The sequence below is a fragment of the Exiguobacterium indicum HHS 31 genome (assembly GCF_001939065.1).
Taxonomy (GTDB): domain Bacteria; phylum Bacillota; class Bacilli; order Exiguobacteriales; family Exiguobacteriaceae; genus Exiguobacterium_A; species Exiguobacterium_A indicum.
Genome location: NZ_MPSZ01000001.1, coordinates 1,195,626 through 1,220,303 on the forward strand (window position 1 = coordinate 1,195,626; position 24,678 = coordinate 1,220,303).

Genomic DNA, 24,678 nt, shown 5'->3' on the forward strand with positions numbered 1-24,678 from the left:
TCCTTAGTTAGCGAATGTAAGAGACGATACGAACTCACGCGCCCATCGATCGGCTTCAAGGATTTGATCCAAGGAAGGCTCGTCGATAAGGGTATGAGCTTGAAGCGCCGCCTCAACGCTCGCTTCGATTTCTAAAAAGCGAATGTCCCCTTTTAAAAAACGGTCCACTGCTTGTTCGTTCGCAGCATTGAGTACTGATGGCATCGAACCACCGGCTTGACCCGCTTCAAAAGCAAGTCGTAACAACGGATAACGTTCGAATGAAGCATCAGCAAAGTGTAAGCGTCCGATTTCCTTTAAGTTTAACCGTTCTCCCCCTTGAATTTCAAGGCGGGACGGATATGTAAGAGCGTACTGAATCGGCTCCCGCATGTCGGGCATACCAAGCTGCGCCATGACGGCACCATCGTTGAACTCAACCATCGAGTGGATGATCGATTCACGATGAATGACGACATCGATATCCGCATAGTCGACATCAAATAACCAGTGCGCTTCAATGACTTCGAACCCTTTGTTCATCATCGTCGCCGAATCAATCGTGATTTTTGCTCCCATCGACCAGTTCGGATGCGCCAGTGCTTGTTCGACCGTCACGTCTGCCAGATCTTCCCGTGATTGATCACGGAAGCTTCCGCCTGATGCTGTCAAGATGATTTGACGCACATCCTCTCGCCGCTCCCCGTTCAAGCATTGGAAAATCGCCGCATGTTCACTATCAACGGGTAAAATCGTCACGTTTTTTTCGAGCGCGAGCTTCATGACAAGGTGCCCTGCCGTGACGAGTGTTTCTTTGTTCGCAAGACCAATCGTTTTACCCGCCTCGATCGCAGCAAGTGTTGGACGTAAGCCGACAGCTCCTACGACCGCTGTAATGACTGTATCGACTTCAGGATGCGTCACGACATCAAGCAATCCTTCTTCACCGATGACGATCGTCGGCTGATAACTCAACTGCTGCTCGAGTTCTTGACGTGTTGTCTCATCTTGAACTCCGACAAGCATCGGTTGCAAACGATTCAACCACGGTACGGCGACCGTCGTGTTGCGACCAAATGCAAAACTCGTCAATTCGAAAAGGTCTGGATTAGCCGCAATGACATCAAGTGTCTGCGTACCAATCGATCCCGTTCCACCGATGATACTGATTTTCTTCATAATGAAGTGCCTCCTCAAGCAAAGATATCGAGTACGACGAGGACCGTAAAGACGATCATCATGCTGTCGAACCGATCTAGAATACCACCATGGCCCGGTAGTAACGTTCCAGAATCCTTCACACCATAATGGCGTTTGTAAGCGGACTGGACCAAGTCACCAAGTTGCCCAACGACGGCAACGATGATGGCAAGGACAATGACTTTCCCAAAACCGACTGTCGGTTCGATACTTTCAAACACGACACCGAGTAAGATGGCAAGTAGCACGCCACCGACTGCCCCTTCAATCGTTTTGTTCGGGCTGATTGACGGCCACAGTTTATTCTTACCAAATCGTTTCCCGACGAAGTACGCCCCTGAATCCGTAAACCAGATCAAGAGAATGATCAAGAGCGACCACGTTAATCCATGTTCGAGTAAGCGGATGTAGGCGAACGATGCAAAACCGACACCAACATAAACCGCAGTCAGAAGTAAAAAGGCGACATCATCGAACGTAAAGACATTTTTCGAAAACACGTTCCAAAAGAGACCGATCAATAAAATGATCATTGCCCAAGCGATTGGTGAAAGTCCGATTGGGAGTGTCCGATCGACTGCCTCTTCATAGATACCGACGAATGGTAATAACGTACCGATCCCGAATAAAATCCGTGGAATGCGCGAGCCGCTCCATTGTCGCATCCGGACGAGCTCGGTATAACCGAGAATCGTTAGTACTGCCATAAACGCTAAAAAGGGAAGTCCACCGATGTACAAAAGCGCCAAAAAGATGGCGCCTGCCCATATCCCTGTGATAATCCGAGTTTTCATAAGCTAGTTCCTCATTTAATCAGACGCCGCCAAATCGGCGTGTCCGTTGATTGTAATCTTCAATTGCTGCCAAGAAAGAATCCCGACGAAACTCTGGCCACAAGACATCTGTAAAATAAAACTCTGCGTACGCCGCTTGCCAAAGTAAGAAGTTCGATAACCGTTGTTCGCCACTCGTTCGAATCACGAAATCGACATCGGTTACGGATCCTGTCATTAGCTCGCGCTCGATCGTCTCCGGTGTAATCGCATCCGGTGACAATGTTCCTGCCTGAACCTGTGCGCCCAGTTTTTGCATGACTTGCACGAGTTCATCGCGTCCTCCATAATTCAGAGCGAAAATCAGACGAAGTCCTGTATTGTGTTGCGTATCCAGTTTCGCTTGTTCGACCGCCTCACGCGTGAAATGAGGGAGGCGAGATACTTCACCTGCTACCTCGACCTTAACATTTTGGGCATCGAGTTCTTTCAAATCTGATTCTAAAAACTGAGCTGGGAGCTTCATCAAAAAATTAACTTCTTCTTCTGGACGCGTCCAGTTTTCAGTTGAAAAGGCATATAGTGTCAAGCTTCTGATACCAAGCTCATTTGCAACTCGAACGACTTCTCGAATCGATTTCATCCCTTCACGATGTCCCATAATTCGCGGAAGCCCACGTTTTTTTGCCCATCGCCCATTTCCATCCATGATGATCGCAACATGTTCTGGCACCCGTTCATAGGTTTCGGTTTCTTTCGTCTGATTCAACCATTGAAACATTCGCACTTCCTCCTCTCTCAATTATGAAGAAAGGGACTCTTCGTGTGACAAAGAGTCCCCCACATGACGATCCGTCGCGTCATACTTCCATGATTTCTTGTTCTTTTTCCGTTGCCGTTTGATCAAGTTGTTTGACGAACTTGTCTGTCAACGTCTGAACATCTTCTGTATAACCACGTAGATCATCTTCTGTCAATGCACCATCTTTTTCTTGTTTCTTCAACTGTTCGTTCGTGTCACGACGAATGTTACGGAGGGCAACCTTGCCTTCTTCCGTATACTTCTTGACGAGTTTAACCAGTTCCTTCCGACGCTCTTCCGTTAATGGTGGAATCGCAAGACGGATGACCGTACCATCAGATGATGGTGCAAGACCAAGATCAGCACGTTGAATCGCTTTTTCAATCTCACTCACCATTGACTTATCCCAAGGAGTGATCAAGATTAGGCGTGCCTCTGGTGTGTTGACATTCGCTACTTGATTCAGCGGTGTTGGTGAACCATAGTATTCGACTTGAACGGGATCCAAAATCGCAACGTTCGCACGACCTGCACGGAGTGTCGCAAGTTCCTTCTTAAGTGAAAGATGTGCTTTTTCCATCCGTTCTTCGGCTTGTTTTAAGATTTCTTTTGACATATTAGTTCCCCCTTACGATTGTCCCGATTTCGTCACCGATGACGACACGTTTGATGTTACCTTCTTCCATCAACGAGAAGACGATGAGCGGGATGTCATTGTCCATACAAAGTGATGTAGCTGTAGAATCCATGACTTGGAGTCCATCTTTTAAGACATCCAAGTAAGAGAGCGTCTCGAATTTTTTCGCTTCTGGATCAACGTTCGGATCCGCTGAGTACACACCATCGACATTGTTTTTCGCCATCAAGATGACTTCTGCTTCGATTTCTGCTGCACGAAGAGCAGCCGTTGTGTCAGTTGAGAAATAAGGATTTCCGGTACCTGCTGCAAAAATAACAACTCGTCCTTTTTCAAGATGACGCATTGCACGGCGACGAATATATGGTTCTGCTACTTGGCGCATCTCGATCGATGTTTGAACACGTGTTTCAACACCTACATCTTCTAAACTGTCTTGAAGCGCAAGCGAGTTCATGACTGTCGCTAGCATCCCCATATAATCGGCATTGGCCCGGTCCATCCCAAGTTCTGCACCTGTTTTACCACGCCAAATATTTCCAGCTCCGACAACGACCGCTACTTCAACATTTAATTCAATCAATTCGCGAATCTGTTCCGAGATGGATTTGACGATGACAGGATTAATCCCAAACCCTTGATCTCCTGCGAGCGCTTCTCCGCTCAATTTTAACACAATCCGGTTATATTTCGGTTGCATGACTATGTCCCCCTTGCTAAATTCCGTAAAAAAGGAACACGAACCACTTCCACACGAAAGTGGATTGAAGCATACGTGTTCCTTCTCTTGTCATCAGGATGATCCCGATTCTTATTTTTTAAGTTGGTTCATAACTTCTTCAGCGAAGTTCTCTTCGCGTTTTTCCATACCTTCTCCAACTTCGAAGCGTACGAATGACACGACTTTACCGCCTTTAGATTCTACATATTTACCAACTTTGAAGTCTGGATCCTTAACGAACGTTTGATCGACGAGGCAGATTTCCTCGAAGAACTTGTTCATACGACCAACGATCATTTTTTCAACGATGTTAGCTGGTTTTCCTTCGTTCAATGCTTGCTCAGTGAGGACTTTTTCTTCACGTGCTTTTTCTTCTTCTGTGACAGAAGTACGGTCAACGTAAAGTGGACGTGCTGCTGCGATGTGCATTGCAACGTCTTTTGCAACTGTTTCGTCTGTCGTACCTTCGATAACGACGACTGAACCGATGCGGCCACCCATGTGGAGGTAAGAACCGAAGACTGCATCATCTGCTTTTGTGAAGAGCGCTACGCGACGGAGTGAGATTTTCTCTCCGATTGTTGAAGCTTCTTCAGAGATGTATGTGTCGATTGTTTTGCCTGCTTCGTATTCAGAAGCAAGAGCAGCTTCTGCTGTCTCAGAACCGTTACGGAGAACAGCGTCTGCGATGTTTTGAACGAGTGTTTGGAAACGTTCGTTTTTCGCAACGAAGTCTGTTTCTGAGTTGATTTCAACGAGTGCCGCTTTGTTGCCGTCAACTGCAACTGCAGTCAACCCTTCAGCTGCGATACGATCGCCTTTTGCTGCTGCTTTAGCGATCCCTTTTTCACGCAAGAAATCTATTGCTGCGTTCATGTCACCGTCAGTTTCAACGAGTGCTTTTTTGCAGTCGAGCATACCTGCACCTGTTTTTTCACGAAGTTCTTTAACCATTGCTGCTGTAATAGCCATTCGATATTCCTCCTTATAACATCCTTAGTTTCAAAAAAAGGTGATAAAAGGTCGATTCCCTTTATCACCTGGCATCACGAATTACTCAGCGTCTGCTACTACTTCTTCAGTAGTTTCAGGTGCTACGTTATCTTCGCCTTGTTTAACTTCGAGGATTGCGTCAGCCATTTTACCAGTGAGCAATTTGACTGCACGGATCGCATCGTCGTTCGCTGGGATGACGTAGTCGATTTCGTCTGGATCACAGTTCGTATCAACAATCGCAACGATTGGGATGTTGAGTTTGTGTGCTTCTGCAATCGCGATACGCTCTTTGCGTGGGTCAACGATGAAGAGTGCATCCGGAACGCCTGGCATATCTTTGATACCGCCGAGGAATTTCTCAAGACGAGTCATTTCTTTTTTAAGAATGATGACTTCTTTTTTAGGAAGAACTTCGAATGTACCGTTCTCTTCCATTTTTTCGAGTTGTTTCAAACGGTTGATACGTTTTTTGATTGTAGAGAAGTTCGTGAGAGTTCCACCCAACCAACGTTCGTTGATGAAGTATTGACCTGCACGGATCGCTTCTTCTTTCACAGTGTCTTGAGCTTGTTTTTTCGTACCAACGAAAAGAACGTTTCCGCCTTCAGACGCTACTTCACGGATGAAGTTGTATGCTTCGTCTACTTTTTTGACCGTTTTTTGAAGGTCGATGATGTAGATTCCGTTCCGTTCTGTGAAGATGTATTTCGCCATTTTTGGGTTCCAACGGCGTGTTTGGTGACCGAAGTGTACACCAGCTTCTAACAATTGTTTCATCGAGATTACTGCCATGATGAATTCCTCCTTTTGGGTTTTGGATGTCCTCCGCGATGATCGTCTGTCCAGCTAACCTATTAAAGGCACCGCAGCTGGCGATACATGCGTGCGTAATTAACACCGTAGACTAATATAGCATAAAGATTAACGAGGAGCAACCTTCGTTTGACGAGAAAGTTTAGCAATTAAAGCGACCTCACCCGTTCCCCGGTTCAAAGAACGAGCGAGTGTCTCAAGATCTGTTCCTTCGCGTAAAGCCTGCTCCACATCTGTTAAGATCTGTTCTTCGTTCTGTACTTCAGAAGGAACTGGTGTTTCAATATATGATTCAGCTCGTTCATTTTGTACAACATTTTCCTCAGGTAAAACTGATTCTATTGATGGATTCTGATATGTTTCATTTATAGGATTAGATGATACCTCAGATTTTACGTTCTGCTCGGTCATTTCATTTACTTGCTCCATAAAGCTTAATAAAACTTGCTCTGTTTCGCTTTTTTCAAGCTCTAAACGGGATATACGATCTTTTAAATCCGCTTGCTGACGAAACAGCACAAGTAGTGCGTAGCATATAAGAGCTGCTAAGAGTATATACACGACTGTCATGATTGATTTCCTTTCACATTGCGACACGATCTGCTAAGTAGGCACTTCCCAATGCATTTTTTAATTTACGGAGAGCCTTAGAGTGGATTTGAGAAATTCGAGATGTTGACAATTCAAGGATTTCGCCAATCTCAGTCAATGTTAATTCTTCATAGTAGAACAAGGAAACGACGAGTTGTTCTTTTTCTGACAATTCTTTAACTTCCTCTGCTAATTTAGCAATCAACTCACGCATTAATAACATGTCTTCCGGAGTCGCAGTATCAGGGTCTAGATAGGAAACGGTCATTGCTTTCCCTTCATCTTGTAAAGTGACGGCTTCGTCAATCGATAATACATTTGCAAAATAACTTTCAGCTAACGCACTCTTCACTTCATCTGTAGACATTTCTACAATCGAAGATACTTCTTCAATCGTCGGAGTTCTTTGAAGAGATTGCTCTAGTATTTCAACAGCTGCTTCGACCCGCTTTGCTTTTTCTCGTAAAGAACGTGGTAACCAATCGATTTTTCGCAATCCATCTAAAATTGCTCCTCGAATCCGAAAGGCGGCATACGTGTCGAATTTATTATTATGATTTTGATCGAATTTTTGAAGAGCATCGTACAATCCCATCATCCCTAAACTTTTCAATTCATCCCGATCGACACTTTTAGGTAATGTTGCACTTAGTCGTTGAACATGATACTGAACGAGAGGCTCGTAATTCAAAAGTAATTCATCTGCTACCGTGATATCACGTGTCGATAGCCATCGATCCCAAAGTTGTTGTAATTCCTCACGCATGACCATTCCTCCTCTATATTTCCAACGTCCCGACATTTACTGTCCGGATAACGAGACGTCCTGACTTTGAGTGGAACTCGATCGTCCGCCCATTCGTGCCACCTACATCTTCTGCAACGAGTGGGATTCCTGTCTTTTGTAACATATCTTTGACGGACGCAATGTTTCGTTCTCCAATTCGCATCGATTCATGTTCGTATTTGAATTGGAACATCTGTGCACCACCAGCAATCTTAGCACGTAAGCGTAATGCACCATTTGCTCGTAAGCGTTTTACGATTTCTAAAATAGCAGTATCTGCAAACTTACCGATTTCTGCCTCGCGATTACGACTAATGGCCGAATCTGGCAACATCACATGTGCCATGCTTGATAACCCTCGCTCTTGATCATAGATGACGACCCCAACGCAAGAACCAAGACCAGCAGTGCGAAGAATGACAGGCTGTTTGCTGATTGCGTATTCTGCAATTCCAATACGTATGAGTTCATCCATCAATGTCCACACCCAATCGCTGAAAAACTGTCTGAAACGCATTTGCTTCTGGAAGGAGAAGCAAGTGTCCAGTCAATTCATTCCCGGCACTAGAAAGATGAGTGTCGATATACAAAGCCATATTTCCCGGTGTTGAAGATTCAAGCAATGCCACCTCGAGAAGTGCGCCAACCATATCAAATGCAGAAGCAGGAACACTGACTTGGAGGGACAAATCCAACCAATCTGAAATCGATCGTGCATATGCCCCAATTAGTATATTCCCGATTTCCTCCCAGGCAGAAACCCCCATTTCATGAGAATCAGAGAAAAATTGGAATTCAGATTTCATTAGCTGTCCAATTAATTTTTCTGCATCATGGAGTGGCATCAAAAAAAGCAAGGTCGCTCGAATATCACCTGAAAACCGTAACAATGCGCCAGCCGTGTAAGCTTCTGCACCGCCCACACGATCTATGATCGTTGTAAACGATTCTAATTCGGCAGAAGGCACTTCGATTTCAATTGGTTTCCCTAAAAGTGTAGACAATGCTGTAGCAGCATGACCTGCTCCGATATTTCCAATTTCTCTGAAAATATCTTTTTGATCTGAATTAAGCATGAACGATATCCTCAAATAATCGATTTGGTTCGATTAAAGAAAACAGTTGGTCTTCTCCTTTTGCGACTGCCGTTAGGTAAGATGCATCTTCCTGTTTTTGTTCGCCCAAAGGCTCGATTCTAACTTCAGAAGATTCTACGACTTCATTCGCTCGATCAACGATGAATCCAGCGTCTCCGTGCTCAAGTGTTGCAATGATGATCCGTGTTTCTTCTGTTTCTTCGATCACGTCAAAACCTAAACGTGAACGTAAATCAATCACAGGTGTTACGACTCCACGCAAATTAATTACACCTTTAACGTAAGAAGCAGCATTTGGAATTCGTGTGATGGGAATGAGACGTTCAATTGAACGAACAGATTGTACGTCAATCCCATATGAATTCTCTTCTAGTTGAAAAACAACCCACTTTTGTTCCATCTTCAATTCCCTCACTTTCGTAATAGAGCGTTACTGTCAATGATTAATGCCACTTGCCCATCGCCAAGTATAGTTGCTCCGGAAATAGCCCGAATACCTTCGAGATAACTACCTAACGGCTTCATGACAATTTCTTGTTGTCCAATCAATTCAGAAACGATTAAACCTGCCAGCTTTTCACCACTACGAACAACAACAACGGAGTAAGCCTCCGCCTCATGTTGCGGCAATCCATAGACTTCATTTAATGAGATCAATGGAACCAATTGTCCACGGAAATCGAATACTTTCTCGCGATGCGCCTGTAAGATCGAAGAGCTTCTTAACGATGTTGTCTCAATGATTGCCGTCAACGGAATAGCATACGTTTCTTTACCAAGTTCAACCAACATTGCTGAAATGATAGATAACGTAAGTGGTAGACTAATTCGGAAAATAGTACCTTCACCACGACGTGTTTCTACAAATACTTCCCCACCAAGAGATTCAATCTTGGATTTCACAACATCGAGTCCTACACCTCGCCCGGACAAATCTGTCACCGTTTCTGCTGTCGAAAAACCTGGAGCGAATAATAACATCGATGCTTCTTCAATTGTTAATAGTGCCGCCTCTTCTTCCGTAATTAGCCCCTTTTCAATCGCGATTCGTGTGACGCGCTCGTGGTTAATTCCAGCACCATCATCTTCGATTTCAATGAAGACTCGATTTCCCGAATGATAGGCGCGTAATGATAAATTCCCTTCAACAGGTTTTCCAGCAAGAATTCGGTCCGCTTTGTTTTCGATTCCATGATCGATTGCATTACGAATCAAGTGAACTAATGGATCTCCGATCTCATCGATGACTGTTCGATCCAACTCTGTCTCAGCACCAGTGATATGAAGTTTTATGTGTTTTCCGACATCTTTCGATACAGAACGTACCATTCGTGGGAAACGATTAAATACTTGTTCAATTGGCATCATACGTAAAGTCAATACGAGAGACTGTAATTCGTTCGTCCCACGCTTAATTCGCTCAACAGTATCCGTCAATTCAGGAGAACCTACTTCTGCCGCAATTCGTTCTAAGCGACCTCGATCGATGATGAACTCCTCAAATAAGTTCATGAGGCGGTCAATCCGTTCAAGATTGACACGGATTGTTTTTGAAGCGACTGGTGCAGTGACATCCATTGGTTCACTCGTCGTAGAAGTCGCCTCTTTTTGAATCTCTTCAGTAACAGGTTCTTGTTGCAACGTAGAAGTGGCAACTTCTGCTTCTGACGTCGTCTCAAAAGGGACGATGGAAACATTCGCCACTTCTGATACGGCTTCAACTGCTTCTCGAATCGTCTCTTTTTCACTTTGTGTTACGAATAAAATCTCAAATGATGTATCAAAATGTTCTTGCTCTAAGTCATCTGAAGTCGGATTTGATAAAATGACGTCCCCCAGTGATTGAAGACGATCAAACACCATATAAACGCGAGCAGCTTTTAAGATGACATCAGCTGATAGTTCGACTGATAACACGTATGCTTGATAGCCTGCTGCAATCGATTGTTGGACAACCGCTTTTGAATAGACATCACATTCAAAATTCTGTTGCGTAGTAGGTAGAACATTCGTTTCAACTTGTACATCATTCGGTTGAATGAATCGCTTCAATCGATTAACCGTCTCCGTTACATCTAACTTTCCTTTTCCGCCTCGACTAATATCTTCAACCATCGTTTCAAGTTGTTCTGCCGCGACGAATAATACATCAATCAGTTCGGAAGTAGCTGGTTGTTTTTTAGAGCGAACTAAATCGAGAGCACTCTCCATTTCATGCGTTAAGTCAGCGATAGCATCATACCCCATCGTTCCTGCCATTCCTTTGAGTGTGTGAGCTGACCGGAAAATTTGATCAATGACAGCTTCGTCATCCATACGTTGTTCGAAATCCAATAAGCTTGTATTGATTGCTTGAAGGTGCTCCATTGATTCATCAAGGAACAATCCTACATATTCATTTAAGTCCATGAATGATTTCCTCCTTTATTTCCAACTTAATGGACATGATCTTTCCCATGCTTTAGCCGACTTAATAATCGATCTAAAAACTTTCGTTCTTTTACGCGAACACCCGTCAATGAAGTAGTAATGTGATCCATTCGCCAACTGACATGACTTTTTCGATCCATGATATAAAATGGCATTTGGGCTTTGACCGCTTTCACTACTGTTTGATCTTCAGGTAGAAAACCAATGAAACGTAGTGATTTTCTTAAAAATTGAGAGCTGACTAATTCGAGCCGATCAAATGTTTCAAGAGCTTCTTCACCATTCGTAGCTCGATTAACAATCACGGAAACAGGCAATTCATTCGCATGATGATGGGCTAATTTTACAAACGCGTACCCATCCATGATGGAAGTAGGTTCTGGTGTAACAACTAGCCATGCTTCATCTGCACTACCAATGAAATCAAACGTTTGATGATTAGCACCGGCACCTAGATCAAGTAATACATAATCATATTCATAGAAGAATCGAAATTCACGTAATAAAAAGGTAATGTCATCACTCGTGAAATTCGTCAATTCAGCAAATCCACTTCCCCCATGAATGAACTGAAGGGTTGGTGAATATTCTACAATTGACTGTTGTAGTGATTCTCTTTTCTTCACACATTCCATCAGTGATAACTTAGAAGATTTACCGAGTAAAATACCAATGTTGGCCATACCGATATCTAAATCGATAATAAGTACCTTCTTGTTTTGAAGAGATAGAGCAACACCTAAGTTGACAGCGACGTTCGTTTTCCCAACGCCACCTTTACCACTAACAATAGCAATCGTTTTAGTTTCATTTACGGATAACTTAGAGCGTAGGACTCGAGCTTGATCTTCTTGCATCATCCCATTCCTCTCTCGACGATCATCTGGGATATCTCTTCTACAGAACTAAACAAGATATCTTCAGGTACTTCTTGACCAGTGGTTATACAATAGATGGGTACATCACTTTCTTCCGCGAGACCAACGATTGACCATAATTCACTTGTCTCGTCCGCTTTTGAGAAAATAATTCCAGATACAGGTACGGATTGAAAGCGATCATACATACGAAGTAGATCTTGATATTTCGCAGTCAGACTGAGTACGAGAAATACATCCGTCTCTTCAAAAGTATGCCGACTTTTTAATTGTTCAACATACCCGACATCAAGGAAATTCCTACCCGCTGTGTCAATCAGAACGATATCGCATGATTGTAATGCTTCTTTCGCTTGTTCAAAGTCATTCAGATCGTATGCAACATGAATCGGGATACCTAGTATATCTGCATATGTGTTTAATTGTTCAATGGCAGATATCCGATATGTATCCGTCGTAATAAGACCGACTCGTTTTTTTTCTGTTAACGTAAAATGTGCTGCTAGTTTTGCAATCGTAGTCGTCTTTCCGACACCTGTAGGACCTGTTAACATAATGAATTTCGAATGCGTCGTTTTCGTCCGAATCTTCGCTTGAACCTCTTCGAGTAATACCGTGTTCAATTCAGCTTGCTGCGTTTGATAATAAGTTGACACAAGTTTCTCGTGTAGGTGTTCTGCCAACTGATTCAACGCTGGCTCCGCAAGTAACTTAGCGTACTGTCTTAGTTCTCTTGGTAATGGTCTTTCCCCTGTCGTAATAATTGTAGGGCGTTCTACGATTGATCGCTGTTCTATTTGGTTTACATGAAGGTTCACTCTATTCGGCTGTTCTACTTTAACAGTCCTTTTATCCTCTACATGTTCATCCACCGAACCGACCAATTCTACTTTTCGTTTTGCAAAAACCCCGAAAATACCACCGACTTTTATATGCCGTGTATTCAAGATGATAGCTTCTTCGCCTAACTCCTGTTTAACTCGCTCCATTGCTTCAGCCACCGTATCTGCTACGATTTTTTTCACTATCATTGCTTATATCACCCCAATACTCTTCACTTCGATCGTCGGCATCAATTCGTTATACGATAAGACCGGAATATCCGGGAAGTATCGTTCCGTCAACTGACGAACGAACATTCGAATACTTGGAGAAGTCAGAATGATTGGATGTGCGCCATAGCGTTCAAACTCCATCGTCCGTTCTTGTAGCGTTTCGATGAAGCGACTCGCTTTTTCGGGATCAAGCGCTAAATAATTACCAAACTCTGTCTTCTGGATCGCCGACTGGATATCGAGTTCCATCTCACTTGAGACTGTTACGACGTGTAACACCTCTCCTTGCATGACTTGTTCTGTGATTTGACGTGATAAGGATTGGCGAACATACTCTGCTAGTAATTCACTATCCTTGGTTACTGCGGCATAATCAGCAAGCGTTTCAAAAATTAAAGGTAAATTTCGAATCGATATTTTCTCTTTTAGTAATTGAACGAACACTTTTTGCAAATCCCCAATCGAAAGTAGTTGCGGCGTAACTTCTTCCACTAAAATCGGATGAGATTCTTTTAAATGATCGACCAATTGTTTCGTTTCTTCTCGACCAAGTAATTCAGCAGCATGTTTCTTTAAGAGTTCTGTTAAGTGCGTAGCAACGACAGATGGTGGATCAACGACCGTATAGCCTGACATTTCTGCTCGGCTCCGTGTCTGTTCATCAATCCAGAGTGCCGGCATACCAAAAGCCGGTTCTACAGTCTCGATACCACGGATTTCTGGATCGTCGACACCCGGACTCATCGCTAAGTAATGATCAAGTAACAGTTCGCCGGTTGCCATCTCACTTCCGCGAATCTTAATCCGGTACTGATTCGGTGATAACTGTAAGTGATCCCGAATTCGAACGGTCGGAAGAACGAATCCGAGTTCAAGAGCTAGTTGCCTACGAATCATGACGACACGATCGAGTAAATCGCCACCTTGCGCTTCATCAGCAAGCGGAATCAAACCATAACCGAATTCGAATTCAATCGTATCAACATTCAGTAAGGAAATAACTGATTCGCTTGATCGTAAATTTTCGCTTGGTGCTTCTTCGACAGCAACTTCTTCTTGCATCGTCTTCGTCGCCTGCTTCATTCGCCAAGCAAAGAATCCAAACAGTGCAGCGATCGGCATCGTGACGTAATCCGGAATCGCCGTGAACAGTCCAAGTAAGAAGATCGCTCCTGCTGCAATTCCAACGAGGAGTGGTGTCCGTGTCAATTGACCGATGACATCCTCTCCAAGATTTCCATCAGACGTTGAACGTGTGACGATAATACCGGTCGCAACCGATATCAAAAGGGCTGGAATCTGACTGACAAGACCGTCACCAACTGTTAGCAACGTATACAAATTGACGGATTCCATCATCGGTAAACCCTGCTGGACAACACCGATGATCATCCCGAAAATCAAGTTGATGATGACGATGATGATGCCTGCGATTGCATCTCCTTTAACGAACTTCGACGCCCCATCCATCGCACCATAAAAATCCGCTTCCGACTGAATTTTTTGGCGACGAGTCCGGGCTTGCAATTCGTCAATCATGCCGGAGTTCAAATCAGCATCGATCGCCATTTGTTTCCCTGGCATCGCATCGAGCGTAAAACGTGCCGAGACTTCCGAGACTCGTTCTGACCCCTTTGTGATGACAAGAAACTGGATCAAGACGAGAATCAAGAAGACGACGAAGCCGACAAGCGCGTTACCTCCGACAACAAAACTACCGAAAGCCTCGATGACTTCGCCACCGTTTCCGTTTGATAAAATCGCCCGTGTCGTTGAGACATTGAGCGCAAGACGAAACAGCGTAACGATCAGTAACAATGTCGGAAATACAGAAAACTCAAGTGCCTCTTTGGCATTCATCGCAACGAGTAGTACCATCAAGGCAATTAAAATATTGATGATGATTAAAAAATCGAGCATGATAGCGGGCAGTGGAATGACGAGCATGAAGACGATCATGATGACGCCTAGCAGAACCGTTAAATCTCGTGTTGATATACTCATGATGCTTCATCCTTTCATTTTGCTTGTTTCAGTTGATAGACAAAGGCGAGTGTTTCAGCGAGCGCCTGATAGAACGTTTCATCCACTGCCATACCAATTTCTGATTGAGCGAACAACGCCCGCGCCAGCGGACGATTTTCAACAATCGGGACATCAGCTGCTGTCGCCTTCTCCCGAATCCGGAACGCGACAGCATCTACGCCTTTAGCAACGACAATCGGTGCCATATGTTTTCCGTCATCGTATTGAATCGCTACCGCATAATGGGTTGGGTTCGTGATGACGACGTCGGCATTTGGTATTTCTTGCATCATCCGCCGCATCGCCATCTCCCGTTGTTGTTGTTTGATTTTCCCTTTGATTTGAGGGTCACCCTCTGTGTTTTTATGCTCATCTTTTAAATCCTGTTTACTCATTCGGATCGACTTCTCGAAATCAAATTTTTGATAAGCGAAGTCCAAAATGGCTAATGCAATCAAAGCGATACTAACAGATAAACCGAGTAAAAATGTTAAATGACCAATGATAGCTAATGCATCACCGATTGGTTCCGAAGTCAACCGTGAAATTTCGACCTTGTTATTCCATAAGACCGTGCCGCTCGTCACACCGATGACAAGCAGTTTAAAGACCGATTTTAAAAATTCGACGAGCGCTTTGACACTAACAATTCGTTTGACGCCTTGTAGTGGATTAATCCGATCCAGTTTCGGTTGGATCGCCTCGCCACTCAAAAGTACACCAATTTGAACAAAATTCCCGAGAACACCGATGACGACCGCTGTTAAAAAGAACGGTGCGACGAGAATTCCCATTTGAATCAGCATCTCGACTAAAATCTGTTCAATTCGTCCCTCCTCAACAGCCTGCAACACTTGACTTGCACTTAGACCATCTTGTAGAACGAGGACGAATCGTCGTCCTAGAAATGGACCAAAAAAATAGAGGACGAGGAACATCGCGAATAACATAAAACTACTTGTCAGATCCGCTGATTTTGCGACTTGTCCCTTCTTGCGGGAATCATCCCGCTTTCGAGGTGTCGCCTTCTCCGTCTTCTCACCAGCGAAGTACTGAAGGTCAAGGCGTAATCGATATGAATGCATGTCCTCAACCTCCTAGTAATCGAATGGCATCTGCAAGTACATCTTGTAGTAATGGAACGAATCGACCGATTCCTGTGATCGTCGCTCCTGCTAATAAAAACAGAATCGCGTATCCCATCAATAGTTTGACGGAAAAACCAATCGCAAAAATGTTGAATTGGGGAGCCGTTTTCGCTAGGAAACCGAGCGCGAGATCCACTAAAAAGAGTGAAACGACAAGTGGCATCGCCATTTGTAAGGCAGTCAACATAGCAAGCCCAACGACACGGATGACAAGGCTCATTCCTGCGTCGCCCGATACCGCAATCAGGCTACCTGGTGGAAAGATTTGAAAACTCGTGTAGATTCCGTCAAGTAAAATCAGGTGCATATCAGAAGCGAGCAAGACGAGTAACGTCAGCATGTAATAAAAACGACCAACGATGGGAGACTGTCCACCAAACATCGGGTCATAAGCGGAAGCCATTGCAAGCCCCATTTGCAAATCGATTATGGAACCGGCAATTTGTGGCGCATACAATAAAAAACTGGCAAGTAACCCAAGTGCTAGACCGACTAAAACTTCCGTTCCCATTCGAAAGAAAAAATCGAAATCTTCTACGCGGACATCTGTTTTGACGGCATAACTTGCAAAGTAAGCTAGGCCTGCCGCCAATGCTAATTTATGTTGTGCTGGTAGTTGCTTTGAAGAAAACAACGGAGCTGCAACGAGAAATCCGACGATCCGACCAAAGATGAGTAAAAAAACACTCAAGAAAGAAAGTAACGTCATTTGCGGGAAACCTCAGCGATTTGTTTGAATAGATCAATCGTAAAGGTCTGTAGCTCCTGCATGATCCAAGGACCAAAAAAGACGAGTGCTAAAAATACGGCAACGATCTTTGGAACGAACGATAACGTCTGTTCCTGAATTTGCGTCGTCGCCTGCAAAATACTAACGAGCAGACCTACGACGAGCGAGACGAGTAGCAAGGGAGCCGATACCTTGAGTAATGTCCAGACGGCAGAACTTGCAAGCTGTATGATCATTTCTTGAGTCATTCGGATCCCTCCCTAACGCATACTGACGAGCAATGATTCAACGATCAGGTGCCAGCCGTCAACTAAAATAAATAACAATAATTTAAACGGTAACGCAATCATGACCGGCGGCAACATCATCATTCCCATCGACATCAGGACACTTGAGACGACCATATCGATGACAAGAAAAGGTATGAAGATCATGAACCCGATTTGAAAGGCCGTTTTTAATTCACTGATCGCATAAGCTGGAACAAGTGCGACAAGTGGAATATCTTCAATTTTTTCTGGTTTTTCATAATTACCGTACTTTAAAAACAACTCTAAATCGTTTGTTCGCGTGTGTTTCGACATGAACCGTTTCATCGTATCTCCCGCTTTATCAAACGCTTCATCTTGACTGATTTTATCTGCCATATATGGTTTTAAGGCCGTCGTGTTTAATTCAGATAAGACAGGCGACATAACGAATAATGTAATGAACAAAGCGAGTCCAACGAGGAGCTGGTTGGGTGGCGTCTGTTGTGTTCCAAGAGCAGAACGGACAAAAGACAACACAACGACAACACGCGTAAAGCAGGTCATCAAAATGAGCAGTGACGGCGCAAGTGATAACAACGTCAGTAACACAAGTAGCTTAATCGATGTCGCTGTTCCTGACGGAGTATCAAGTGATATCAGATTCTCAATCGTATTCATGAGCGACCTCGATTCTTTTGCAGTTGTTCGAGTTGTTGTTTAAACGTCTCAAGAAACGGCGAAGGTGAGGATTTCGGGGAAGACTCTTCAAAATCCGTTGGTTCATATCCTTCCAGATCATCCAATGTATCTAATAATTGTACGTTTTCACCGACACCGACGACGTAAATCTTATCTTGTATCTTGACTAACTGAACCGATCGATCTTTCCCGAGTGGTACTCCACCTAAATGGGTCAATCGTCCGGAATGTCTGACACCTCGCGTTCGTTCGTGAATGAATCGTGTCACAAGGATGAATCCGCCGATCAAGACGATAAGAACGACGACTCCTTTAAAAATAGTCAACGCCATGGAAGGACTCTCATCGACTTGCTGAGTCGCCGGTGCATCGTTCTGAGTTGGATTTAATTTTTCTTCGACTGTTTCTGCACTTACGGGAACCGAAAGCAAAAACAGCAGACAAATCAGCAAAGTCACTTTTTTCATGACGAGACAGTTTTCGAAACCGCTTCTAGTACACGATCTGCTTGGAACGGTTTAACGATGAAATCTTTAGCACCTGCTTGAATAGCATCGATAACCATTGACTGTTGTCCCATTGCTGAACACATGATGACTTTGGCAGCAGGATTAATTGCTTTAATTTCCTTTAAAGCAGAGATTCCGTCCATTTCTGGCATCGTGATATCGAGTGTGACGAGATCTGGTGTTAATTCCTTATACTTTGAAACAGCCTCTAATCCATTCTCCGCTTCGCCAACGACATCGTAGCCATTCTTCGATAAAATTTCCTTGATCATCATTCGCATGAAAGCAGCGTCATCTACGATTAATACTTTTGCACTCATTTTATAGTTCCTCCTTAGAACATCCGAAGACGTTCTTTTGTATTTACGATTTCTGTAATGCGTACTCCGAAGTTTTCTTCAATGACTACAACTTCTCCGGTTGCAATCAACGTGTTGTTTACAAATACATCTACTGGTTCACCTGCTAATTTATCAAGTTCAATGATGGAACCTTGCGTCAGTTCTAGGATATCTCTAACCGATCGTCGTGTACGTCCTAGTTCAACCGTGACGTTCAACGGTACGTCATACAACATACCAATATTAGCCGGCGTACCGTCTACTTGTGCATCACTTAATTGACCGAATTGGACAGGACTGACAGCAACACTTTCTTTCACTACTTGTTCCTGAACTGGAGCAGGTTTTGCTGGCGGTGGAGAAGCTTCAACGGCTGGTGACGATTTAGGTTGAGTTTGTGCCGCAGGTTGAACCGGTGAAGGCTCATTTGATACTTCTGTGCTTGCTAAGAACAACTTTTGAATGAGTTGTTTAGAAAACTCGAGCGGTGCCAACTGTACGATTTTCGAATCAATCAATGTCCCGATTTTCAAATCGAACTCAATGATGACCATACTGTCCCAAAGAGAGAAACTATCTACGATACTTTTCTCTTGCGAAAAATCAAAAATTTCAACAGCTGGAGGTGAGATATCAATTCTCATGGAGAATACCGTGGACATCGATGTAGCGGCAGCTCCCATCATTTGGTTCATTGCTTCTTGTACAGCTGAAAGCGCAATCGGCTCCATCTCAGCAGTTTCATCAATGACACCATCTCCGCCCATCATTAAGTTCGCAATAATGGAGGCATCCCGTTGTGTTAAGATGAGGACATTTTCACCTTTAAAACCTTCTGTATATCCAACGCGTAAGGCAACATGCGGAATGGGATAACGACTTCTTAATTCATCCATCGTAATCATTCGAACATGTGGCGTCGTAATTTCTACTTTTTGATTCAACAATGCGGATAAAGCGGTAGCTGAATTTCCTAATGAAATATTCCCTACTTCTCCAAGCGCATCGATTTCCATCTCATCTAAAACTTCTTCATCCGATTGGGTATCGCTTGCATCATCAGAATCAGATGGTGTTCCTCTTAATAAAGCATCGATCTCATCTTGCGAAAGCATATCGCTCATGTTATTCCTCCTCAATTCGTTGTATGACTTGTAAAGCGAGATGCTTCCCATTTAGACCTGGTCGCGCCTTGAACATTTTACGATCATCGACGAACAGTTCAACCGGATCAGATGTACGTGTCTTCAGGGATAGACAGTCGCCAACTTCGAGGTGTAACAACTCACCAAACGACAGATCCGTCTGGCCAAGCACTGCTTTCAAATCGACGACAGAACTCATTAATTGAGTCTGCATATGTTCAGACGCTTGATCATTGATTGACTTACGCTTATCTTGTTGCATCCAAAAATGACTGGATAGTTTAGGTAAAATCGGTTCTAATGTGACGAAAGGTAAACATACATTTAATGTGCCACTCACTTCACCGACCGTTACATAAATGGACACAAGAATAACCGTTTCATTTGGAGAGACGAGCTGGAGAAATTGTGGATTGATCTCAAGATCATCGTATTCAGCTTCTAATTCTGTAATCGATTCCCAAGCCGCTCCATATTGCACAAATGCTCGTTTAAACAGCTGCGTCAAAATACGTGTTTCAATTTCAGTTAAGTTCTCAATTTTGTTCATTCCTTCGCCCGGTCCACCAAGCAGACGATCTAACATTGCATACGCAATATTTGGGTTCACTTCAAAAATGACTTTCCCGTCTAATGGTTGAAGGTTGACCAAATTGATTAATGTCATATTTGGAATAGAATGAATGAATTCATCATAAGGCAGTTGTTCCACTGTATTCACTGTGAACTGGACATATGTTCTTAACTGAGCTGAAAAATGAGTCGTTAGCACTCGAGCAAATTGCTCATGAATGCGCGTTAAGTTTCGTAATTGGTCTTTAGAGAAACGAAGGGCACGTTTGAAATCATATACCTTAACGCGCCGCTCTTCTTCTTGACTCCTGATTTCCTCAACTTCCATATCTCCACTTGAAATAGCTGATAGCAAGGCGTCAATTTCATGTTGTGATAATACTTCGCTCATGCTGCCACCTCACTGGATGATTTTTTTCGTAGTGTAGACACGTTGGACATCACCCTCTTGGATGAGTTTTTTGAACTGGACACGTAATTTTTCTTCCAGTTTCTCCATGTCGGCTTTCGAATCCAAATCCGATTTTTTCATGGTAGATAAATCCCCAAGAATGATGTTGTTAATTTGGAATTTACGTAATTCTAAATCATCCCGTGTTTTTTGGTCATCGGTTACGATTGTAAATTGTACATTCAAGAAACGTTCGTCTGAGATGTTCGTCGTCAAATCATCAGTCTGAAGACTACGTGCATCAAGCTCTTCTCCAGTCGGCTGTTCTACTTTTGCTTTCGTTTCATCTGGAGCAATCAAATATTTCATTACCATGTACCCAGCTCCAACCATCATGAGAGCAACGATGACCATGATCAATGGTAATTTAAGCTTACTTTTCTTTTTCTCTTCTTCCGCCATCATCGATCCTCCTTACACTCGTCAAACCGGTCAATCCGATTTGACGATAAAATTGAATTGCTGCCTCCGTCACTTCCTCCATCGATTCTTGTACGACATACGTTTGTCCACCAATGAGGTGAATCGTCGTATCAGGAGTCGAACGAATGGATTCAATCAAGCTGGCATTAATGACTAATGGTGTTTTCCGTAACGTCGTTAACTGAATCATCGTTTCAGATTGACGAGTTCTTCTAACACTTGGTCACTCGTTGTAATGATTCGTGTGTTTGCCTGGAAACCGCGCTGTGCAATGATCATTTCCGTAAATTCTTCTGACAAATCGACGTTTGACATCTCGAGTGTTCCAGATGTCAATTGACCGAGACCGTTTGTACTAGGGGTTCCGGTTGCTGCTGCACCAGAGTTTTGAGAAGAAGCAAATAAATTTACACCAGACTTTTCAAGACCACCTGGGTTAGGGAAGTTTGCTAATGTAATATACCCTACCGTAGTTAGCGCACCCGTATTATTTACATAAGTGACTAATCCATCTTTCCCAATCGATAAGTTTCGTGCATCAGTAGGGATTTTTAATTTTTGATAACCTGGAGTCGGCGCTGCAGGTGGAACAGAACCATTCGGTAAGTTATTAGGAACAGGACCTGTTGGAACAGCAGCTGTTCCAGTACCAACAACGTAGTTTCCATCACCAGTAACGATGTTTCCGTCTAAATCCGTATAGAAGTTTCCAGATCTCGTATAGCGAATACCTTCCGCTGTCATGACTTGATAGAATCCTTCACCAGAAATCCCGACGTCAAGCGTCCGACCGGTATTTTGAAGTGCTCCTTGGTTGTAGACGTTATCGACTGTTGACATCGATGCCCCAAGACCGACTTGTTTCGGGTTCGTTCCCCCGACGCCGCCACCCGCACCAGAAGCAGATCCGACAGATTGGTTAACTAAATCCTTGAACGTAACACGCCCTTTTTTGTAACCGAATGTATTGACGTTTGCGATGTTGTTACCGACGACATCCAATTTCGTTTGGAAGTTTTTCAACCCACTGATTCCTGAATACATTGAACGTAACATTATTTTTCCTCCTTAGATTTGATTTGCGTCAGGTCATACACACTGACCCGTTTACCGTTCGATAATTCAGCGATGACATCCACACCATCTCGTTTGACACTTAGTACAGTTGCTGTCTCTTCCGTTGAAGACGTTTCATCCTCAGCGTTAGCAGACGGTGTATAACTGACATCTTTCCCAATCAGGTTACTGTACGTCATCAACGCACCCGCATGCTGATTTAGGATCATCGTTTCCATCCCTTTTCCAATCGATTGCATCTGTTCTAACGAAGAAAACTGAGCCATTTGGGCAATGAACTCTTTATCTTCCATCGGAGCTGTTGGATCTTGGTTCGATAACTGGGCGATTAAAATTTTCATGAACATATCTTTATCCATCGAGTTGTTGGATACGGTTTGCTTTTTTTCAGGTAACTGAAACGAAGAACCGTCATTTTTAATCCCTTCCGTCATCTTCTTCCTCCTCTCGCTCTTCTTCTTGCTGATGTGAAGAAGATTCCTGTTTTTCCTGTTCACGTCGTTCTGAAGAGAATCCTTGTTCAAATTCTCTTGCAGCAGTCGCAATGATACCTGTTTCGATTTTCACAACCGGACTCTGTTGATGTAGTGTCGTATGTAGTTTTCCGAGTTGTTGTTCGATCAATTGCTTCGTTTGCTCATTCGCCATGAAAAGCTTAATCGTAAGTTCATTTCCTTTTCGATCTACTTGAACGACTAGTTCGCCTAACTGTTCAGGATATAAACGAATAGAGATTTTTGAAGAACCATCTTTACCGTTTATAAAAGGTGCTTGCTTTAACGCCGCTTCGATTCGATTCATGATTTGCTCATCGACCGGTAAAAATGGAACTGTGCGATTCACGCTATTGAAAAGGAGCGCATGATTCATTCGATTTACACTTACTGCCGGTGCTGCTGTATTCGCTTTAATATCTTGTTCCAGTGCTGAGGAGGGCTCTTGACTTTGTTTCTGAATAACATTCACTATTTTATTCTGACCCGTTTCCATGAACTTTTCTTTCGACGACATCAGTTCATTTTTGACGGGTAAAATCAACTTCTCCATGTTTTCTTCTACTGGAGCCGTTCCAATACTTTGCACGGAATTTACTTCTGGCTTCAATTGCTGATTCTGTTTCTGTAATACATTTCCGATTAACGCATTAATTTGAGCGGGAGTGATGGATGATTGATCGAGTAGCTGAACAGCAGATTCGATATTTCCTTCTTGAATCGCCTTTAAAATCTGAACAATCTCTCGATGCTTCACCGAATGAATTGGAAGGCTACTGACCTCAGGTTGCTCCAGCACTTCTAAAATCATTTCTGGATGATCCATAAGCGACTGGATATTTTGAAGCAATACAGCCTTTTCAGATTTTCCATCTACATCTACACGTTCCAAATCTTTTAGTGATACATCCGGTATTCCTTGATTTACAGTCAACTCATTGCTCGTTAGAAATTGTAAAAGTGTCGCAAACTTACCTGTTGCATCTGTTGCGTTCCCCATCTCATCGGTACCTATCGCTGTTCCTTGTACCGGATTCATTTGAAGATCTGAAATATTCATGATCTCACCTCTATTCCGAAGCTAATAATTGAGTTAATGCTGCTGCTTTTTTGGCATCCATTTTGGCAATGATTGCAGCTTGCTGTTCTGCATCGATGTTTTCAATGATCGAAACCACTTCAGTTGGGCTGAGTTCATTAAAGATTAACGCCGCTTCTTTAGGTGACATTTCTGCATATACATCAGATACTGGTGTTTTCTTAGTTTTCTTCTCACTCGTAGAAGTAGTTGAAGCAGCAGGAGTTGATGCTTTTTTTAACTGATCCCGTTCTGAGATTAGTTTCGTGATTTCTTGTTCTTTCACTTGCAACGTTTGCTTTTGTTCTTCTTTTTCATTGCGTAATTTCTTAATTTCGTTGTTTGCTACTTTTAAACGTTTGACCAACTCTTGGTCATTAGAGGTAGCAGTAGATTTTGCTGTTTTTTCTGTATCGAACGGTAAAGATAATAATGGTCTTCCGTTCGCATAATTCAACACGAAGTATGCTGTCAGCAAGATGATGATAAACGGGATGATCACTAATGGTAATATCCACTGCTTTGACGTCTTTTGTTCACTCATATCGTTTGACCTCTTTTAAAATGTAGAAGAGATAGCTCATCTAGTTGATTTTGTTCTACTATTGCAAGTTCTCGCCGTACTTCAATAAAATGATTTTCTTGTAGTTTGGTGAATTTTTTCTCTTCGATCATGGCTTCTTTTAATGCCAATTGCGCTTTTTCATAAACGTTCTTAGCTTGCGTGACGAACAACTGTTGTCTCTCGATTTGTTGCTTCACTACATCCCTGGCTCTTTCACGATATTGTGAATCAACCAACTCAATCCGTCCGATTTGATCCTGTTCTTTCAAAAACGTTTCGTACCGGACTAACAGTTGATACAGCTTCTGCATTTCCTCTTCATAACGCATCTTTTTTTCAGCTGTTTCTTTTGAGACTCGATCCTTTTCCGCTTCAGCGAGCGGAATGATTCGTTCATATATCGTTCGCAT

At 43.3% G+C, this 24,678-nt stretch carries 31 protein-coding genes; all 31 read right to left on the bottom strand.

Annotation, left to right across the window (positions count from 1 at the left end):
* Nucleotides 1-3 precede the first annotated feature (3 nt).
* The 31 genes from N179_RS06490 to N179_RS06640 all read right to left on the bottom strand — a co-directional run bounded on the left by N179_RS06490 (nt 4) and on the right by N179_RS06640 (nt 24,678).
* On the bottom strand, nt 4-1,158 hold the full coding sequence (locus N179_RS06490) for a 1-deoxy-D-xylulose-5-phosphate reductoisomerase (RefSeq protein ID WP_075642537.1): 1,155 nt from the start codon (nt 1,156-1,158) through the stop codon (nt 4-6).
* 14 nt (nt 1,159-1,172) lie between these two features.
* The gene (locus N179_RS06495; RefSeq protein ID WP_023468689.1) at nt 1,173-1,973 is read right to left on the bottom strand and encodes a phosphatidate cytidylyltransferase; all 801 of its coding nucleotides are present in this window, start codon (nt 1,971-1,973) and stop codon (nt 1,173-1,175) included.
* Between the two features lie 19 nt (nt 1,974-1,992).
* The gene (locus N179_RS06500) at nt 1,993-2,733 is read right to left on the bottom strand and encodes an isoprenyl transferase (protein ID WP_075642538.1); all 741 of its coding nucleotides are present in this window, start codon (nt 2,731-2,733) and stop codon (nt 1,993-1,995) included.
* Between the two features lie 79 nt (nt 2,734-2,812).
* Complete coding sequence (frr, locus tag N179_RS06505) at nt 2,813-3,370, bottom strand: ribosome recycling factor (RefSeq protein WP_023468691.1); 558 nt, start codon at nt 3,368-3,370, stop codon at nt 2,813-2,815.
* Nucleotide 3,371: 1 nt separating this feature from the next.
* Nucleotides 3,372-4,091, bottom strand: coding sequence for a UMP kinase (gene pyrH, locus N179_RS06510; protein ID WP_023468692.1), 720 nt, complete (start codon nt 4,089-4,091; stop codon nt 3,372-3,374).
* A 111-nt stretch (nt 4,092-4,202) separates the two neighbouring features.
* Entirely contained in the window at nt 4,203-5,084 is an 882-nt protein-coding gene (gene tsf / locus N179_RS06515) for a translation elongation factor Ts (RefSeq protein WP_075642539.1), read from the bottom strand.
* A gap of 81 nt (nt 5,085-5,165) precedes the next feature.
* Entirely contained in the window at nt 5,166-5,900 is a 735-nt protein-coding gene (gene rpsB, locus N179_RS06520) for a 30S ribosomal protein S2 (RefSeq protein WP_012370721.1), read from the bottom strand.
* A 129-nt stretch (nt 5,901-6,029) separates the two neighbouring features.
* Nucleotides 6,030-6,491 (bottom strand): hypothetical protein, encoded by a 462-nt coding sequence (locus tag N179_RS06525; RefSeq protein WP_058713729.1) that lies wholly within the window; start codon nt 6,489-6,491, stop codon nt 6,030-6,032.
* 13 nt (nt 6,492-6,504) lie between these two features.
* Complete coding sequence (locus tag N179_RS06530) at nt 6,505-7,278, bottom strand: FliA/WhiG family RNA polymerase sigma factor (RefSeq protein WP_053453774.1); 774 nt, start codon at nt 7,276-7,278, stop codon at nt 6,505-6,507.
* A 13-nt stretch (nt 7,279-7,291) separates the two neighbouring features.
* Nucleotides 7,292-7,774 (bottom strand): chemotaxis protein CheD, encoded by a 483-nt coding sequence (locus N179_RS06535; protein WP_023468696.1) that lies wholly within the window; start codon nt 7,772-7,774, stop codon nt 7,292-7,294.
* A complete protein-coding gene (locus N179_RS06540) occupies nt 7,767-8,375 on the bottom strand; it encodes a chemotaxis protein CheC (RefSeq protein WP_023468697.1) in 609 nt (202 codons plus the stop codon). The genes N179_RS06535 and N179_RS06540 overlap by 8 nt, the downstream gene beginning before the upstream one ends.
* Nucleotides 8,368-8,796: a chemotaxis protein CheW gene (locus N179_RS06545; RefSeq protein WP_023468698.1), complete on the bottom strand. Its 429-nt coding sequence runs from the start codon at nt 8,794-8,796 to the stop codon at nt 8,368-8,370. The genes N179_RS06540 and N179_RS06545 overlap by 8 nt, the downstream gene beginning before the upstream one ends.
* Nucleotides 8,797-8,807: 11 nt before the next feature.
* Nucleotides 8,808-10,805 carry a chemotaxis protein CheA gene (locus N179_RS06550; protein WP_023468699.1) on the bottom strand — a complete coding sequence of 666 codons (1,998 nt, stop codon included), beginning with the start codon at nt 10,803-10,805 and terminating at the stop codon, nt 8,808-8,810.
* A 26-nt stretch (nt 10,806-10,831) separates the two neighbouring features.
* Nucleotides 10,832-11,686 (bottom strand): MinD/ParA family protein, encoded by an 855-nt coding sequence (locus N179_RS06555; RefSeq protein WP_035396779.1) that lies wholly within the window; start codon nt 11,684-11,686, stop codon nt 10,832-10,834.
* Nucleotides 11,683-12,735, bottom strand: coding sequence for a flagellar biosynthesis protein FlhF (locus tag N179_RS06560; protein ID WP_055968635.1), 1,053 nt, complete (start codon nt 12,733-12,735; stop codon nt 11,683-11,685). Before N179_RS06560 ends, N179_RS06555 begins: the two co-directional genes overlap by 4 nt.
* Nucleotides 12,736-12,738: 3 nt before the next feature.
* The gene (gene flhA, locus N179_RS06565; RefSeq protein ID WP_023468702.1) at nt 12,739-14,763 is read right to left on the bottom strand and encodes a flagellar biosynthesis protein FlhA; all 2,025 of its coding nucleotides are present in this window, start codon (nt 14,761-14,763) and stop codon (nt 12,739-12,741) included.
* A gap of 14 nt (nt 14,764-14,777) precedes the next feature.
* Entirely contained in the window at nt 14,778-15,869 is a 1,092-nt protein-coding gene (gene flhB / locus N179_RS06570; RefSeq protein ID WP_023468703.1) for a flagellar biosynthesis protein FlhB, read from the bottom strand.
* A 4-nt stretch (nt 15,870-15,873) separates the two neighbouring features.
* Nucleotides 15,874-16,641 (bottom strand): flagellar biosynthetic protein FliR, encoded by a 768-nt coding sequence (gene fliR / locus N179_RS06575; RefSeq protein ID WP_023468704.1) that lies wholly within the window; start codon nt 16,639-16,641, stop codon nt 15,874-15,876.
* Nucleotides 16,638-16,910, bottom strand: a complete 273-nt coding sequence (gene fliQ, locus N179_RS06580; RefSeq protein ID WP_023468705.1) for a flagellar biosynthesis protein FliQ — start codon at nt 16,908-16,910, stop codon at nt 16,638-16,640. The genes fliR and fliQ overlap by 4 nt, the downstream gene beginning before the upstream one ends.
* A 12-nt stretch (nt 16,911-16,922) precedes the next feature.
* On the bottom strand, nt 16,923-17,591 hold the full coding sequence (gene fliP / locus N179_RS06585) for a flagellar type III secretion system pore protein FliP (protein WP_023468706.1): 669 nt from the start codon (nt 17,589-17,591) through the stop codon (nt 16,923-16,925).
* The gene (locus N179_RS06590) at nt 17,588-17,944 is read right to left on the bottom strand and encodes a flagellar biosynthetic protein FliO (RefSeq protein ID WP_244150216.1); all 357 of its coding nucleotides are present in this window, start codon (nt 17,942-17,944) and stop codon (nt 17,588-17,590) included. The genes fliP and N179_RS06590 overlap by 4 nt, the downstream gene beginning before the upstream one ends.
* 131 nt (nt 17,945-18,075) lie before the next feature.
* Nucleotides 18,076-18,441 carry a response regulator gene (locus tag N179_RS06595; protein ID WP_023468708.1) on the bottom strand — a complete coding sequence of 122 codons (366 nt, stop codon included), beginning with the start codon at nt 18,439-18,441 and terminating at the stop codon, nt 18,076-18,078.
* Between the two features lie 14 nt (nt 18,442-18,455).
* The gene (gene fliY / locus N179_RS06600) at nt 18,456-19,586 is read right to left on the bottom strand and encodes a flagellar motor switch phosphatase FliY (RefSeq protein ID WP_035396775.1); all 1,131 of its coding nucleotides are present in this window, start codon (nt 19,584-19,586) and stop codon (nt 18,456-18,458) included.
* A 1-nt stretch (nt 19,587) separates the two neighbouring features.
* Nucleotides 19,588-20,571, bottom strand: coding sequence for a flagellar motor switch protein FliM (gene fliM / locus N179_RS06605; protein WP_023468710.1), 984 nt, complete (start codon nt 20,569-20,571; stop codon nt 19,588-19,590).
* A 9-nt stretch (nt 20,572-20,580) separates the two neighbouring features.
* On the bottom strand, nt 20,581-21,033 hold the full coding sequence (locus tag N179_RS06610; protein ID WP_023468711.1) for a flagellar basal body-associated FliL family protein: 453 nt from the start codon (nt 21,031-21,033) through the stop codon (nt 20,581-20,583).
* Entirely contained in the window at nt 21,005-21,244 is a 240-nt protein-coding gene (locus N179_RS06615; RefSeq protein WP_023468712.1) for a flagellar FlbD family protein, read from the bottom strand. The genes N179_RS06610 and N179_RS06615 overlap by 29 nt, the downstream gene beginning before the upstream one ends.
* Nucleotides 21,241-22,110: a flagellar basal body rod protein FlgG gene (flgG, locus tag N179_RS06620; RefSeq protein ID WP_023468713.1), complete on the bottom strand. Its 870-nt coding sequence runs from the start codon at nt 22,108-22,110 to the stop codon at nt 21,241-21,243. The genes N179_RS06615 and flgG overlap by 4 nt, the downstream gene beginning before the upstream one ends.
* Complete coding sequence (flgD, locus tag N179_RS06625) at nt 22,110-22,565, bottom strand: flagellar hook assembly protein FlgD (protein ID WP_023468714.1); 456 nt, start codon at nt 22,563-22,565, stop codon at nt 22,110-22,112. The genes flgG and flgD overlap by 1 nt, the downstream gene beginning before the upstream one ends.
* On the bottom strand, nt 22,549-23,685 hold the full coding sequence (locus tag N179_RS06630; protein WP_075642540.1) for a flagellar hook-length control protein FliK: 1,137 nt from the start codon (nt 23,683-23,685) through the stop codon (nt 22,549-22,551). Before N179_RS06630 ends, flgD begins: the two co-directional genes overlap by 17 nt.
* A 10-nt stretch (nt 23,686-23,695) precedes the next feature.
* Entirely contained in the window at nt 23,696-24,247 is a 552-nt protein-coding gene (locus N179_RS06635) for a MotE family protein (RefSeq protein ID WP_023468716.1), read from the bottom strand.
* Nucleotides 24,244-24,678: a flagellar export protein FliJ gene (locus tag N179_RS06640; protein ID WP_023468717.1), complete on the bottom strand. Its 435-nt coding sequence runs from the start codon at nt 24,676-24,678 to the stop codon at nt 24,244-24,246. Before N179_RS06640 ends, N179_RS06635 begins: the two co-directional genes overlap by 4 nt.